General features: G+C 65.9%; 14 protein-coding genes and 1 tRNA gene. 6 read left to right on the forward strand and 9 right to left on the reverse strand.

Going from position 1 to position 14,972, the window contains the following annotated elements; all coding sequences use genetic code 11:
- Positions 1-192: 192 nt before the first annotated feature.
- Positions 193-286 (reverse strand) — tRNA-Ser (locus X946_RS18330).
- Positions 287-399: 113 nt separating this feature from the next.
- Positions 400-1,650, reverse strand: coding sequence for an aspartate kinase (locus tag X946_RS18335; RefSeq protein WP_038750380.1), 1,251 nt, complete (start codon positions 1,648-1,650; stop codon positions 400-402).
- On the opposite strand from X946_RS18335, the gene X946_RS31615 reads away from it, so the two are divergent.
- Positions 1,633-1,875, forward strand: coding sequence for a hypothetical protein (locus X946_RS31615; protein WP_081989770.1), 243 nt, complete (start codon positions 1,633-1,635; stop codon positions 1,873-1,875). The two genes, X946_RS18335 and X946_RS31615, sit on opposite strands and share 18 nt — an antisense overlap.
- Before the next feature lie 116 nt (positions 1,876-1,991).
- On the opposite strand, the gene tilS is transcribed toward X946_RS31615, so the two are convergent.
- The 4 genes from tilS to cysS all read right to left on the reverse strand — a co-directional run bounded on the left by tilS (position 1,992) and on the right by cysS (position 6,966).
- Positions 1,992-3,461, reverse strand: a complete 1,470-nt coding sequence (gene tilS / locus X946_RS18340; protein WP_038750383.1) for a tRNA lysidine(34) synthetase TilS — start codon at positions 3,459-3,461, stop codon at positions 1,992-1,994.
- 43 nt (positions 3,462-3,504) lie between these two features.
- A complete protein-coding gene (locus X946_RS18345) occupies positions 3,505-4,476 on the reverse strand; it encodes an acetyl-CoA carboxylase carboxyltransferase subunit alpha (RefSeq protein WP_038750386.1) in 972 nt (323 codons plus the stop codon).
- Between the two features lie 103 nt (positions 4,477-4,579).
- Entirely contained in the window at positions 4,580-5,521 is a 942-nt protein-coding gene (locus X946_RS18350; protein WP_038750389.1) for a DNA-3-methyladenine glycosylase family protein, read from the reverse strand.
- A 47-nt stretch (positions 5,522-5,568) separates the two neighbouring features.
- Entirely contained in the window at positions 5,569-6,966 is a 1,398-nt protein-coding gene (cysS, locus tag X946_RS18355; protein WP_038750392.1) for a cysteine--tRNA ligase, read from the reverse strand.
- 233 nt (positions 6,967-7,199) lie between these two features.
- Between cysS and X946_RS18360 the strand changes: the two genes are divergently transcribed.
- The 4 genes from X946_RS18360 to X946_RS18375 all read left to right on the forward strand — a co-directional run bounded on the left by X946_RS18360 (position 7,200) and on the right by X946_RS18375 (position 9,938).
- Positions 7,200-7,922, forward strand: a complete 723-nt coding sequence (locus X946_RS18360; protein WP_038750395.1) for a tetratricopeptide repeat protein — start codon at positions 7,200-7,202, stop codon at positions 7,920-7,922.
- Positions 7,923-7,966: 44 nt separating this feature from the next.
- Positions 7,967-8,542: a peptidylprolyl isomerase gene (locus tag X946_RS18365; protein ID WP_038750397.1), complete on the forward strand. Its 576-nt coding sequence runs from the start codon at positions 7,967-7,969 to the stop codon at positions 8,540-8,542.
- 80 nt (positions 8,543-8,622) lie between these two features.
- The gene (locus tag X946_RS18370; protein WP_038750400.1) at positions 8,623-9,114 is read left to right on the forward strand and encodes a peptidylprolyl isomerase; all 492 of its coding nucleotides are present in this window, start codon (positions 8,623-8,625) and stop codon (positions 9,112-9,114) included.
- 23 nt (positions 9,115-9,137) lie between these two features.
- Positions 9,138-9,938 (forward strand): UDP-2,3-diacylglucosamine diphosphatase, encoded by an 801-nt coding sequence (locus tag X946_RS18375; RefSeq protein ID WP_038750403.1) that lies wholly within the window; start codon positions 9,138-9,140, stop codon positions 9,936-9,938.
- 300 nt (positions 9,939-10,238) lie between these two features.
- Here X946_RS18375 and cysE read toward each other — a convergent pair whose 3' ends face one another.
- Together cysE and X946_RS18385 are read right to left on the reverse strand one after the other, a co-directional pair.
- Positions 10,239-11,021, reverse strand: a complete 783-nt coding sequence (cysE, locus tag X946_RS18380; RefSeq protein ID WP_038750406.1) for a serine O-acetyltransferase — start codon at positions 11,019-11,021, stop codon at positions 10,239-10,241.
- Between the two features lie 184 nt (positions 11,022-11,205).
- On the reverse strand, positions 11,206-12,123 hold the full coding sequence (locus X946_RS18385; protein WP_038750408.1) for an RNA methyltransferase: 918 nt from the start codon (positions 12,121-12,123) through the stop codon (positions 11,206-11,208).
- A gap of 298 nt (positions 12,124-12,421) precedes the next feature.
- Between X946_RS18385 and X946_RS18390 the strand changes: the two genes are divergently transcribed.
- A complete protein-coding gene (locus X946_RS18390) occupies positions 12,422-13,225 on the forward strand; it encodes an inositol monophosphatase family protein (protein ID WP_038750411.1) in 804 nt (267 codons plus the stop codon).
- A gap of 267 nt (positions 13,226-13,492) precedes the next feature.
- Here the strand turns inward: X946_RS18390 and X946_RS18395 are convergent, their stop codons facing one another.
- The gene (locus X946_RS18395) at positions 13,493-13,765 is read right to left on the reverse strand and encodes a hypothetical protein (RefSeq protein ID WP_038750414.1); all 273 of its coding nucleotides are present in this window, start codon (positions 13,763-13,765) and stop codon (positions 13,493-13,495) included.
- Between the last annotated feature and the right edge of the window lie 1,207 nt (positions 13,766-14,972).

The raw sequence follows: 14,972 nt of genomic DNA on the forward strand, positions 1-14,972 counted from the left end.
ACGTTCCAGCCGATAACCTGTCCAGCAGCCCAGTGCCTGAAGTGCCTTTCGATCGAGCAATTGCTTCCTCCGACATCCTTAAAATCAGGTGTCAGATTACGCAATCGCTCGAAAACCCTCCACGGTTTCCTGCGATGAACCAAAGAAAAGCCCCGCAAGTCCGAGAACTTGCGGGGCTTGTTCCGCCATTTCTGGCGGAGACGGAGGGATTCGAACCCTCGATCCAGGTTTTGGCCCAGATGCTCCCTTAGCAGGGGAGTGCCTTCGACCTCTCGGCCACGTCTCCCAAACCTTCGCTCGCGCCAGGGAGGCAGCGCGACGAAGCCAAGATTCTATAGGGTTACGGGGCCAAGGTCAATTTCCAAGACGCATTTTCTTTCGTGCGTCATGGAAATTTCATCACGCCTGGTCGAGTTCGAATGCCTTGTGCAGCGCGCGGACCGCCAACTCCATGTATTTCTCGTCGATCAGCACCGAAATCTTGATTTCGGACGTCGAGATCATCTGGATGTTGATGCCCTCTTCCGACAGCGTACGGAACATCGTGCTCGCGACGCCGACGTGCGAACGCATCCCGACGCCGACCACCGACACCTTCGACACCTTCGGATCGCCCAGCACCTGCTCGGCGTTCACGTGGCCCTTCACCTGATTCGTGAGGATGTCCATCGCCTTCTGGTAGTCGCCGCGGCCGACGGTAAACGTGAAATCAGTCTTCCCCTCGACGCTCTGGTTCTGGATGATCATGTCGACGTCGATATTAGCATCGGCGACCGGGCCGAGGATCTGATACGCGATGCCCGGCTTGTCGGGCACACCCATCACCGCGATGCGCGCTTCGTCGCGCTGGAACGCAATGCCCGAAATGACTGCCTTTTCCATGGTCTCGTCTTCTTCAAAAGTGATCAGGGTGCCCGAGCGCATCTCCTCGTCGAGCGGAATTTGCGGATCGGTGAGACTCGACAGCACGCGCGTCTTCACGCGGTACTTGCCCGCGAATTCGACGGAGCGGATCTGCAGCACCTTCGAGCCGAGGCTCGCCATTTCCAGCATTTCCTCGAAGGTCACGCTATCGAGCCGGCGCGCCTCTTCGACGACGCGCGGATCGGTCGTGTACACGCCGTCGACGTCCGTGTAGATCAGGCATTCGTCGGCCTCGAGCGCGGCCGCGACCGCGACCGCCGACGTGTCCGAGCCGCCGCGGCCGAGCGTCGTGATGTGGCCGTCCGGATCGACGCCCTGAAAACCCGTGATGATGACGACCTTGCCCGCGTCGAGATCGCGGCGCACGCGCTCGTCGTCGATCGAATGAATGCGCGCCTTCGTGTACGCGCTGTCGGTCTTGATCGGCACCTGCCAGCCGGCGTAGCTCACCGCTTCGACGCCGATCTCTTGCAGCGCGATCGACAAGAGGCCGACGCTGACTTGTTCGCCCGTCGACGCGATCGCGTCGAGTTCGCGCGGGCTCGGCTGGCTCGAAATCTCTTTCGCGAGACCGAGCAAGCGGTTCGTTTCGCCGGACATCGCGGACGGCACGACCACCATCTGGTGCCCGGCCTGATGCCATTTTGCGACGCGTTTCGCGACGTTCTTGATGCGCTCGACCGAGCCCATCGAAGTGCCGCCGTATTTATGTACGATGAGTGCCATTGTCGTTCAGAACTGAAGAAGGGCCGCACGGGCGTACTGGACAGACCGCGATGCCGTTCGGTCACGCGGCTTGTGGCTGTGGACGGACGACGGGGAGAACGGCTGGGGCGCAGCACACGGGCGTGGCGATTTGCCCGGAAAAGGCGGATCAGGCCGCGCAAACCGGGTACGTCACGCGGAAAACCTGCACAAAACGCTCGAAAATCGAGCCGAGCAAACGCTTGAGCGTACCCGATCGACGGCCGCTTGACAAGCCGCGCGGACATCGGCAGGCCGGGTCGCAACCTTTTTCCGGCGACGCGGAATTCACGGCTGCCGCGACGCGCGCCGGATACGCCGCGCTATGCGATCAGCACGTCCGGCCGCCATTCGATGCGCCGCCAGCCGCCCGGCGTGTCGACGCCGTCGTGCGCCGCGCGGTTCACGCCGACGCGCGGCACGAACAGCAGCCGGTCGCCCACGTACAGCAGCGGCACGTCGCGCTGCCATGCGGGCACGCCCCGCTCCTGGAACAGGTTCTTCAGCGTGCGCCCGGGCCCGCCCTGCCAGGTGCGCATCCGCTCGCCGCCCGCGCGCGCGCGGGCATGCAAGTCGGCCGCGGCGAGCAGCGCCTCCGGCACCGCATCGTGCTCGTGCGCGGCGGCCGGGCTGAACACGAACGTGCCGCGCCACGCGGGCAAGCGCCAGACCTCCTGCCCCCGCCATGCAAGCGCGCATTCCGGCAGCGGCGCGGCGGCAGCGGCCGCTTCGTCGCGCGCATCGGCATCGTCGTCAGGCACATGAGCGCCGACCGCTTGCACGTCCGTCGCTTCCGCGCCCTCGCCGACTTCCCATTGGACGTGGTCGCGATAAAGGCGCAAGCGCCATCCGGCGTGATCGACGCGCAGCGCGTGCGCATCGCGCGCCGCGCGCAGCTGCTTCATCATCTCGGCAAGACGCGCGGCGGACGCGCCCGGCAGCCCGAGCGAGCGCATCCAGTAGCGCAGCAGATTCGCGCCGCGCTCGTCGTCGAGCGCGACAAGCGCATCGCGCGACAGCACGCGGCCGTCTTCGCGCGCGAGCGCGCGAAGATCGATCGCGGCGAGGTCGTCGAGCAGCCGCTGCGCGGCCGCCGCGTGCTGCGCGGCGCGGCCGAGCGCGTCGCGAAAGCCCGGGAAGTGCGGCGCGAGCGCGGGAAGCACGTCGACGCGCAGCGCATTGCGCGCGTAGCGCGTGTTCGTGTTCGATTCGTCGTCGATCCAGCGCAGCGCATGCTGTTGCGCATAGCGCTCGAGCTGCGCGCGCAGCAGGTGCAGGAACGGACGCACGCGCACGACGTCGGCCGATGCCGGCCGGTATTGCGGCGCCATTGCGGCAAGCCCCGCGATGCCCGCGCCGCGCAGCAATTGCAGCAGCACCGTCTCGGCCTGATCATCCGCATGCTGCGCGAGCCACAGCGCGTGCACGCCGTGGCGCGCGCACATCGACTCGAGCGCGCGATAGCGCGCATCGCGCGCGCTCGCTTCGACGCCCTGCCCGCTCGCGCGCGACACGTCGACACGCGCCGCGTCGAACTGCACGCCGAGCGCGCTCGCCGTTTCCGCGCAGTGCGCGAGCCACGCGTCGGCGTTCGCGCTCAGGCCGTGGTGGACGTGCAGCGCGATGCAACGCCCGGCGCCCGCTGCCCGCACGGCCGCGTGCAGCAACACGGTCGAATCGAGGCCGCCGCTATACGCGAGCGCGATGCGCGCATCGCCCGGCAGCGCGGACAGCGCGACGCCGATCGCATCGAGCACGACGCGATCGGCGGAAAACTCTTGTGGGGGAATCACAGCGGGAAGGCGCGTCGCGCCTCGCGAGTCGACGGCCCGGCGCTCACGCGCCCGGCGTCGTTTCCTTGAACTTGCCGTAGGCCATCAGGCGCTCGAAGCGGCGCTCGCGCAGCGCATCGATGCTCATGCCCTGGAACTGGCGCAGCGAATCCGCGAGCGCGCGGCGCAGCAGCGCGGCCATGCCCTTCGGATCGCGGTGCGCGCCGCCGAGCGGCTCGTTGATGATCTTGTCGATGAGGCCGAGCGCCTTCAGGCGATGCGCGGTCAGGCCGAGCGCCTCGGCCGCTTCCGGCGCCTTCGCGGCGCTCTTCCACAGGATCGACGCGCAGCCTTCCGGCGAGATCACCGAGTACGTCGAGAACTGCAGCATCATCACCGTGTCGGCAACCGCGATCGCGAGCGCGCCGCCCGAGCCGCCCTCGCCGATCACCGTCGCGATGATCGGCGTCTTGAGCTCGGCCATCACGTACAGATTGCGGCCGATCGCCTCCGATTGGCCGCGCTCTTCCGCGCCGATGCCCGGATAGGCGCCCGGCGTGTCGACGAACGTGAAGATCGGCAGCCCGAACTTTTCGGCGAGGCGCATCAGGCGCTCCGCCTTCCGATAGCCTTCCGGGCGCGGCATCCCGAAATTGCGCGCGGCGCGCTCCTTCGTGTCGCGGCCCTTCTGATGGCCGATCACCATGCACGCGTGGCCGTTGAAGCGGGCGAGGCCGCCGACGATCGACTGATCGTCCGCGAACGCGCGGTCGCCGTGCAGTTCGTGGAAATCGGTGAAAAGCTCGCTCACGTAGTCGAGCGTGTACGGCCGCTGCGGATGGCGCGCGATCTGCGACACCTGCCACGGCGTCAGATTCGCATACAGATCCTTCGTGAGCTGCTGACTCTTCTTCGACAGCCGCTCGATCTCTTCCGAGATGTCGACAGCCGAATCGTCCTGCACGAAACGCAGTTCCTCGATCTTCGCCTCGAGCTCGGCGATCGGCTGCTCGAAATCCAGAAATGTGGTCTTCATGTGTTTGAAATCCTTGGGTCTTGCGGCAGCGCGTATTCTAACCGCGCTCGCCTGGCGCAAGACCGGGTCGCAACTATCGATTAGCGAAAAGCAATAGCCGCGTTCAGCTATTGGCCGTCAGCGGATCGAGACTGCGCCACATATACCAGGTGGCAACCGTCCGCCACGGCTCCCAGTTCGCCGCCACCTCGCGCGCCTCGCTGCGCGTGACGGGCTCTCCGCTGAAGTAATTGACGCTGATCGCGCGAATGAGCCCCAGATCGTCGAGCGGCAGCACGTCCGGCCGCGACAGGTTGAAGATCAGGAACATCTCGGCCGTCCACCGGCCGATCCCGCGGATCTGCGTGAGCTCCGCGATCACGTCCTCGTCGTCCATCGTCGCCCATTTGTCGACGTGAAGCGCGCCCGACACGAAGTGCTGAGCCAGATCCAGAATATATTCCGACTTGCGCTTCGACAGGCCGCACGCGATCAATTTTTCCTGGCCGAGCTTGATGATCTGCGGCGGCGCGAGCTTCGGGCAGGCGGTTTCGATCTTGACCCAGACCGACTGCGCGGCCGCGACCGAGATCTGCTGCCCGACGACCGAGCGCGCGAGCGTGACGAACGAATCGCCGCGCTTGACGAGATGCGCCGGGCCGAACTTCGGAATCAGCTTCTTCAGGATTCGGTCGCGCTTGACGAGATCGGCGCACGCCTTGTCCCAATATGGCGGACGCGCGACCGCCTCGGCGTCGGTGAGCTGCACCGGCACGGCCGCCTCGGACACGCGCGCCTTGCGCGCGGCCGGCTCCGCCGATGCGACGACGACGGCCTCGCGCGGCAGCGCGTCGGCGCCCCGCTCGCCGTCGACCTTCGCGCGCGCCGGCTTCGTGGCCGCCGCGCGCAAGCTCGGCTTATGCGCGGCGCCATTGGCCGCGCCGTTCGGCGCCGCGCGCTTCGCGCTCGCCTCGTGCACCGCCGGCGCACGCGCGCCGGCCCGCTTGGCCGCAATCGGCGGCTGCGTCGCCGCACGCTTGGCCGGCGCTTTTCTGGCCGTTGCCATCTAGCCTCCTACCTGGCGAATCGATCAGTGGGACAGACGATGCGCGCTCATACGCGGCGCCACTCGGTCGACCCGCCCGGTTTGTCTTCAAGTGCGACCCCGGCCTCGAGCAGTTCCGCCCGAATCCGGTCCGCTTCGGCATAGTTCTTCGCCTGCTTCGCCGCGACGCGCGCGGCGATCTTCGCTTCGATCTCTTCCGGCTCGAGCGCGCCCGCGCGCGCCGTGCCCGACGCCTGCTGCAGGAACTCGCGCGGCTCGCGGCCGAGCAGGCCGAGCAGGCCCGCGAGCCGCTTGAGCTGGCGCGTGAGCGCCGGATCGCGCGTGCGGTTCACCTCGGTCGCGAGCTCGAACAGCACGGCGACCGCGACGGCCGTGTTGAAATCGTCGTTCATCGCGGCCGCGAAACGCTGCGCGTGCGCCTCGTTCCAGTCGAGCGGCGCCGCATCCGGCGTCGCGTCCTTCAGCGCCGTGTAAAGACGCGTGAGCGACGCGCGCGCGTCGTCGAGATGAACGTCGCTGTAGTTGAGCGGCGAACGGTAGTGCGTGCGAACGATGAAGAAGCGCACGACCTCGGCATCGTACTTCTCGAGCACCTCGCGGATCGTGAAGAAGTTGCCGAGTGATTTCGACATCTTCTCACTATCGACCTGCACGAAACCGTTGTGCATCCAATAATTGACGAAAGTTTGTCCCGTCGCACCCTCGCTTTGCGCGATCTCGTTCTCGTGGTGCGGAAACTGCAAGTCCTGACCGCCGCCGTGGATGTCGAAATGATTTCCGAGCAGCGTGCAACCCATCGCCGAGCATTCGATGTGCCAGCCCGGACGGCCCAGGCCGTATTTCGATTCCCACGACGCGCCCGCCGGCTCCTCCGGCTTCGCGCGCTTCCACAACACGAAATCGAGCGGATCTTCCTTCGCGTCGTTCGCGGCGACGCGCTCGCCCGCGCGCAGATCCTCGAGCGACTTGCCGGAAAGCTTGCCGTAGTCCGCGAACTTGCGCACCGAATAATTGACGTCGCCGTCCTTCGCTTGATACGCGTAGCCGTTCGCCTCGAGCTTCTCGATCATGCCGAGCATCTGCGCAATGAAATCGGTCGCGCGCGGCTCGATGTCCGGGCGCTCGACGCCGAGCGCGTCGAAGTCCGCGTTCATCGCGTCGGTGAAGCGGCGCGTGAGCGACTTGATCGTCTCGCCGTTCTCGACCGCGCGGCGGATGATCTTGTCGTCGATGTCGGTGACGTTGCGCACGTACGTCACGCGATAGCCGATCGCACGCAGCCAGCGCTGGACGATGTCGAACACGACGACCATCCGCGCATGACCGATATGGCAGTAGTCGTAAACGGTGATCCCGCAAACGTACATCCGCACTTCGCCGGGCTGCCGCGGCACGAAAACTTGCTTGTCACGCGCGAGCGTGTTGTAGATGCGCAGTGATTCCATAGAGACGAAAGTGAGCCGAAGGAAACCGCCTGGCGATGCTCGCCGTGCATGCGGCACCCGACAGGACTTCTGTTGGCTGGGCCGCGTGCCGTGCGCTTCCTCGGATGACATGCGGCGATCGATCCGCAAGTGAAGCGGTGACGGCCACGAGAGGCAAAGACTATCCGCGGCTCGCCGGAACGCGCGGACGTTTTGTTAGAATGGGTCGGAGTATAACATTCCGATTTGAGCCTATGAAACCTTCCCGCGGCCGTGCGCCGAGCGCTGCGACCCTTGTTGCGACCGCCGCCGTGAGCGCCGCGCTCGCGCTCTTTCCGGGCGCGGCGGCCCTTGCGCAGAAAGCGCCCGCCCCCATCGACGGCACGCCGGAAATCGACGCGTCGATCGCGAGCCGGAACTGGACGCAGGCGCTCGCGCAGCTCGACGCGCGCATCGCGTCGAACCCGCGCGACGTGCAGGCGCAGTTCAAGCGCGGCGCGGTACTCGCGCGCCTGAACCGCGACGACGAAGCGATCAAGCAGTTCGTCGAGCTGACACAGGCCTACCCGGAGCTGCCGGAACCCTACAACAACCTGGCGGCGCTCTACGCGAAACACGGCCGCTACGACGAAGCGCGCAGCGCGCTCGTCACCGCGACGCAGGCGAACCCGAACTACGGCCTCGCCTACGAGAACCTCGGCGATCTCTACCTGCGCCTCGCGGCCGAATCGTACAAGCGCGCGCAATCGCTCGGCCGCACGAGCGGCGCGACCGCGCAGCGCCTGTCGGACCTGCAGAAGATCATCGCGCCGCCGAAGGCGAAATCGGCGGCCGCGCCGGCGTCGGCCACGCGCGACTATTCGGCGCGGGCGGCCGCGAACGTGACGACGACCACCCTGCCGCTTTCCCCGACGTTCCAGTTCGGCGGACCGAGCGGCACGCTCGCGATGCCGCCCTACGTCGCGCCGTCGCAATAACGCCGCGACGCCGCGCCTTTCCTTCACCCACCCAGAGGACCGTTATGAAACGTCTGTTGCTGGCGCTCGGCAGCGCCGCCCTCCTCGCGACCGCCCCCGCGTTCGCGCAATCGGCCGCGACGCACCCCGTCGTGCAGCTGAAGACCACGCAGGGCGACATCCGCGTCGAGCTGTACCCGGAGAAGGCGCCGAAGACCGTCGCCAACTTCCTCGATTACGTGAAGGCGGGCCAGTACAACGGCACGATCTTCCATCGCGTGATCAAGGGCTTCATGATCCAGGGCGGCGGCTACAAGACGAACTTCGACGAGAAGCCGACCCGCGCGCCGATCCCGCTCGAGAGCCAGAACGGCCTGAAGAACGCGACCGGCACGATCGCGATGGCGCGCACGAGCGATCCGAACTCGGCGACCGCGCAGTTCTTCATCAACACCGTCGACAACGCCGGCCTCGACTATCCGAACCCGGACGGCAACGGCTACGCGGTGTTCGGCAAGGTCGTGTCGGGCATGGACGTCGTGAAGAAGATCGAAGCCACGACGACGACGGTGCGCGGGCCGATGCGCGACGTGCCGGAAAAGCCGATCGTGATCGAATCGGCGACGATCGTCTCGAAATAAGCCCGCCCGACTCTTCCGCGCGGCCGCGTCGTCCCGAGCGGCCGCGCGCCGTTTAACCCCCATCCACCGAAGGAACCATCATGATCGAACTGCATACGAACCACGGCGTCATCAAGCTCGAACTCGACGAGGCGAAGGCGCCGAAGACGGTCGAGAACTTCCTCAACTACGTGAAGAAGGGCCACTACGACGGCACGGTCTTCCACCGCGTGATCAACGGCTTCATGATCCAGGGCGGCGGCTTCGAGCCGGGCCTGAAGCAAAAGCCGACCGACGCGCCGATCGCGAACGAAGCGAACAACGGCCTGAAGAACGACACGTACACGATCGCGATGGCGCGCACGAACGATCCGCACTCGGCGACCGCGCAGTTCTTCATCAACGTGAACGACAACGACTTCCTGAACCACTCGTCGCCGACGCCGCAGGGCTGGGGCTACGCGGTGTTCGGCAAGGTCGTCGAAGGCCAGGACGTCGTCGACAAGATCAAGGCCGTCAAGACGGGCAGCAAGGGCTTCCATCAGGACGTGCCGAACGACGACGTCGTGATCGAGAAGGCCGTCGTGGTCTGAACCTGGCGCGACGAGGCACCGGAATGTTGCAGGAAACGCCGCCGCGAAGCGTCTTTGCGGGCGTGCCGGGCGAACGCGGGCTCGCGCACGCGGCTCGCCCGTTCCTGTTCGTCTCCGATCTGCATTTGAGCGAAGCGATTCCGCGCACGGTCGCGGCGTTCGAGCACTTCGTGCGCGTGACGGCCGACAGCGCGGATTCGGTATTCATCCTCGGCGACTTGTTCGAATACTGGATCGGCGACGACGTCCTCGACCACGATCCGTTCGCCGCGCGAATGGCCGCGCTGCTGCGCACGTTCTCCGAGCGCGGCATCGCGCTTTACGTGATGCGCGGCAATCGCGACTTCCTGCTCGGCAAGCGTTTCATGAAAGCGGCGGGCGCGCTCTTCATTCCAGATCCGTCCGTCGTCGTCGCGTTCGGCAACCGCATCGCGCTCGCGCACGGCGATGCGCAGTGCACGGCCGACCGCGGCTATCAATGGTTTCGCCGCTTCGCGCGCAACGGCCTCGCGCAGCGGCTCTTTCTCGCGTGGCCGTTCGCGTGGCGCCGCGCGCTCGCCGAGCGGATGCGCGCGTCGAGCGAATCCGGCCGGATGCGCCCCGCATCGCCGCGCTATGACGTGACGCGCAAGGGCATCGCCGCGCTATTCAAACGCAGCGGCGCGCGCACGATCATCCACGGCCACACGCACAAGCCGGCGCGGCACGTCGAGGCGGGCGGCGTGCGCTGGGTATTGCCCGACTGGGAACTCGACCACGCGCCGCACCGCGGCGGCTACCTGTGCGTCGACGCACAAGGGATACGCGCGCTGCCGCTCGATTGAGCATCGGGCACGTTCGAGACGGACAAGCGGGCTGCGCGGCTTCCGGCTGCCCCGCGAACTCGGTCGTGCCGCGCCGAGCGAACCCGGCGCGCCCCCATGCTCCACGCTCATTGGATTCCTGACGAGCGATGCGGCGAACCTTCGCGCCGCGCGCGACGGCAGGTTCGCGTCGCTTTGATCAGCTTTCGCGCGATGCCGCTCGGTGTCGGCTCGAATATGACGATGCATCGCAAACGGACCGCACGCGGCGATATCCGATGCGAGGCATGCCGCGCGCGGCGCATCCTGCGCCCGCCCGACTCAGCGCCCGGCCGTCTTCCCGTCGAGCGCCCCGCCCTCGAACGCCGCGGAAAGTCGGCGCAAATCGAGCCGCGCGCCGTCCGCGCCCTGCAATGCATCCAGATGCGCGCCCAGCCGCTCGAGCGCGGCGACGATTTCGTCGACGCGCTGCGCCTCCTTCGCCGCATGATCGATGAGGCCGTGGACCGCGAGCGACATCGGATCGTCGGCGTTCGGCGTGATCCCGTACGCGCAGAACGCCGCGCGCTCGGGCGCGCGCTTCGCGTCGGCCGGCATCACGACCCGCGCCGGGTTGCCGACCGCGGTGCCGCCCGCCGGCACCGGTTTCACGACGACCGCGTTCGAGCCGATCTTCGCGCCCGCGCCAACCGTGAAGCCGCCCAGCACCTTCGCGCCGGCTCCGACGATCACGCCGCGCTCGAGCGTCGGGTGACGCTTCGCGCCGCGCGTGAGCGACGTGCCGCCGAGCGTCACGCCCTGGTAAATCGTGCAGTCGTCGCCGACGACGGCCGTTTCGCCGATCACGACGCCCATCCCATGATCGATGAACACGCGCCGGCCGAGCGTCGCGCCCGGGTGGATCTCGATGCCGGTCAGGAAGCGGCCGACCTGCGACACGAACCGGCCGAGCCAGCGCCAGCCCGAGCGCCAGCACGCGTGCGCGAGCCTGTGGAACACGAGCGCATGCAGCCCCGGATAGCACGTGAGTGTTTCCCAGGCGCTGCGGGCGGCGGGATCTCGCTCGCGGATCGTGGCGACGTCTTCGCGAAGTCTCGTGAACATGATGGTGACGATGGAAGGAGGAAACCCGGCGCGCGGCCGCCGGGCGGAGCCGTTATCGCTTTGACAGCTTTGCTTATGATGTTCGGACGATTGTAGATCGGCCGCCGCGAGTGCGCAGCGGGCGCCGCGTTCTCCCTGCCGCGATCACGGATATAGCGCGCCGGCGGCAGACCGGCGCACGCCGCTACTCGCCTCGCCCGGCGCCGATGCCGGAATCGTCCGCGTCGACCGCGTCGCCGGCCTCGCCCGCTTCGCCTTCGCCGTCGCCCGAGGCGCCCGCACCCGCTTGCGCGCCGCCCGACTTCAGCAGGATGTGCTTCGCGATCCCGCGGACGATGTTCACCTCCTCGCGTTCGAGCCCCGTGCGCGCAAAGAGCCGCCGCAGCCGCGGCATCAGCTTCTTCGGATTGCGCGGATCGAGGAAGTCGAGCGCGATCAGCGCATTTTCCAGATGCACGAACATTCGCTCGATCTCGTCGCTCTGCGCGAGCGTGCCGAGCGCGGCGTCCCGCGGCGCGGCCGATGCGTCGCCTTCGAGCAGCGCGACGCGCAACTCGTACGCGAGCACCTGCACCGCCTGCGCGAGATTGAGCGAGCTGTACGCGGGATTCGCCGGAATATGCGCGAGCGCGCTGCAGCGCTCGACCTGCTCGTTCGACAGGCCCGTGCGCTCGTTGCCGAACACGAACGCGATGTCGCCGGTATGCACGTGCCGGAGGGCACTCGCGGCGGCCGCGCGGGGCGCGAGCCGCGGCGGCCCGTATTCGCGCGACCGCGCGGTGAGCGCGATCGACCACTGCACGCCGTTCAGCGCATCGGCAAGCGTCGGCACGACATGCGCGGACGCGAGCACGTCGTCGGCGCCGCTCGCCATCGCGAGCGCTTCCGGATCGCTCTGCACGTGCGGCACGCGCGGCGCGACGAGCACGAGGCGCGAAAAACCCATTGTCTTCAGCGCGCGCGCCGCCGCGCCGACGTTGCCGGGGTGACTCGGCTCGACGAGCACGAAGCGCGTCGACGTGAATCCGCCGCGTGCGGCGCGCGCCGGACGGGATGTGGCCGCGCCGGCGGACGGCGCGGACGGTTTCTGCTGAGATTCCAAGACTTTCATTTGACTGATCGGGATGCCGGTATGGTATCGCCAACTCGCCGACAAACCCACTCGTCCGAATGGCCAGCCGAACCGTGCACGCGATCGTTTCACAAAAAACCGCCGCGAGTCGGGTAAAATTACGTCCTTGTCCGCGGCGCCCGCACTGTTCGGCCCGCCCCCGCTCTTTGCCAATTCGTCTTCCGTCAGCGAAACGCCCGCCTGCCGCCACGTGCGCGCCCGGGCGCGTCTCGCTGGTTCGATCACCACTCGTGGCGGCCTTGCGCCGCCGGCTTCAGGATTCAGGCTCATGCATCCCATGCTCAACATCGCTGTCAAGGCGGCTCGCCGCGCCGGACAGATCATCAATCGCGCATCGCTCGACCTCGACCTGATCGAGATCCGCAAGAAACAGCAGAACGATTTCGTGACGGAAGTCGACAAGGCGGCGGAAGACTCGATCATCGAAACACTGAAGACCGCCTACCCCGATCACGCGATCCTCGCCGAGGAATCCGGCGAATCGGGCAACGAATCCGAATTCCAGTGGATCATCGATCCGCTCGACGGCACGACGAACTTCATTCACGGCTTTCCGTACTACTGCGTGTCGATCGCGCTCGCGCACAAGGGCGTCGTCACGCAGGCCGTGGTCTACGATCCGAACCACAACGACCTCTTCACGGCGACGCGCGGCCGCGGTGCATTCCTGAACGATCGGCGCATCCGCGTCGGCCGACGCGACCGCCTCGCCGACGCGCTGATCGGCACAGGCTTCCCGTTCCGCGAGAAAGACGGCCTCGACGCATATTCACGCCTTTTCACCGAGATGACGCAAGCGTGCACCGGGCTACGCCGCCCGGGCGCGGCCGCGCTCGACCTCGCCAACGTCGCGGCGGGCCGCCTCGACGGGTTCTTCGAGCAGGGCATCAACGTCTGGGACGTCGCCGCAGGCAGCTTGCTCGTCACCGAGGCGGGCGGCCTCGTCGGCAACTACACGGGCGATTCGGACTTCCTGCATCGGCGCGAGATCGTTGCCGCGAACCCGAAGATCTACGCGCAGATGATCCCGATCCTGAGCCGCTACACGCACACGCGGCCGGCCGAGGAATGAGCAGCGGCCGCACCGAAGGCGCGTGACGCCAAGTCGCTTCGGCGGCGAGATCGGCGGCCCGCGGCGCCTCGAGCGCCGCGGGCCGTTTCGCTTTCAGGCCGGCTCGAACGAGCCGGCTCGCATCGCGGATAACGCTTTCCGCTTTACGACGTCGCGGTGAAACGTACCGCAGCGCGCTTCATCGCGACGAAAAAGGGCGGCCGGCGGGCCACATCGCGACGCGAACGACGGCCATCACACTTGCGCCGCCTGCTTCGCCGGCCTCCATTACCGAACGGCAAAGCCTCCCATCGACGTGCCCGGCTGGCAATTGCTCGCGTAGATGTAGAGTTGCTTGCCCATCACAAATGCCGACGTGATGAGCGGATACACATCCTTGTTTCCGTTCAAGTACGACAGGGTGCCGACCGTCACCTCCATGACCCCGTTCTTGTCGATGAAGAGCTTGCTGATCGTGCCCGACGTGCACAACGTATCGGCGTGCGCGTACGACGAAGCCAAAAGCATTGCGGAAACGACAGCGGCGAGAGTCTTTTTCATTTCATTCTCCTAAATAAAAAAATGACGCTTCGATTGAAACACTGACTGCATGCATACACTCTTGCACTACACACTCAACTCCACCAACACTTCAACACTCGAGCATTCGTCGCGGATCGATGCGCGACAGAGTTCGGCCTGTACGGATCGCGGGCGCTCGATCGCATCGCGTCGGCCGCAGCGCGCACCGGATACACATCCGTCGAATTCGAAATAAACGGGCGCGGCATGACATCCCACCCGATTCGGTGGACGCACCGTGAATTGCAATGGATTCAAGCGCCGAGATTCATGGCAGTGCCGAATCCGCGATCGGCACGGCCTGCATCGGCAATCGAAAAATCACGAATCCGTCATCATCGCGCGACCGCGTGCGAAGCGCCACGCCGCGCGCACTCGTATCGAGCCCACCCGCTGCAAAGCCGACAAGATTTGACGAGACATCATGACCCCTTTTTTTTCGCGGGATATTGGCGACGCGCGCGAAATCGCCGCATCGTTCGATTAATCATTTTCCCGCTACTTCCCCGACTTCCACGATGCCGCATCGTTTCGACTCGAACGAGTCAATCGGCGGACATCGGCATTTCAATCAATGATCATCCGGCAGAGATACTCGGGTGGAGATACCCGACAACGCCGTATGCTGATTTCTTCTCGGTCAACACTGTACGGCCATCGTCAATCCGGCGTGTCGACGTGCTGTTTTCGTCACTTCGTCGCACACGCCTGATAGCAATCGCGCATTTCCGGATTCTTTTTATTTCTGCGCTCGACGGAGACTATTACCACTCCTCCAACAAAACCAATGGTATTAATTTATCCGCCCCCTCAATCAATAGCATTCGCCATGCATCGATAACAAAATAGACAATATAAACACCATCATACAATCATATTTTTACATCGGGAATGAATCAATAAACAATGCAGCACCGAATTCAGCACGCTCGGCATCAATTTTGCCTTTTAATTCGCGTTCCAATTATTGTTCGCGATCGCGTTCGAATACGGGCATTGAATCTCCGCGGTGTCGACGCGTCGCCCGCCTGCCGCCGCCCTACGCTCGGATGCGCGACGATCGCTCGACATCGCGGTTCGATCCGCGTCGACGCGCGGCTGAAACGGTCCCAACGGTTTCGATTGTCGATGGGTCGGCGTCGAATTCGAACGTCGACGGCGTCCGGCGAATGAACCGTGACGATGC

Source organism: Burkholderia sp. ABCPW 111, from assembly GCF_000773065.1.
Taxonomy (GTDB): Bacteria; Pseudomonadota; Gammaproteobacteria; order Burkholderiales; family Burkholderiaceae; genus Burkholderia; species Burkholderia savannae.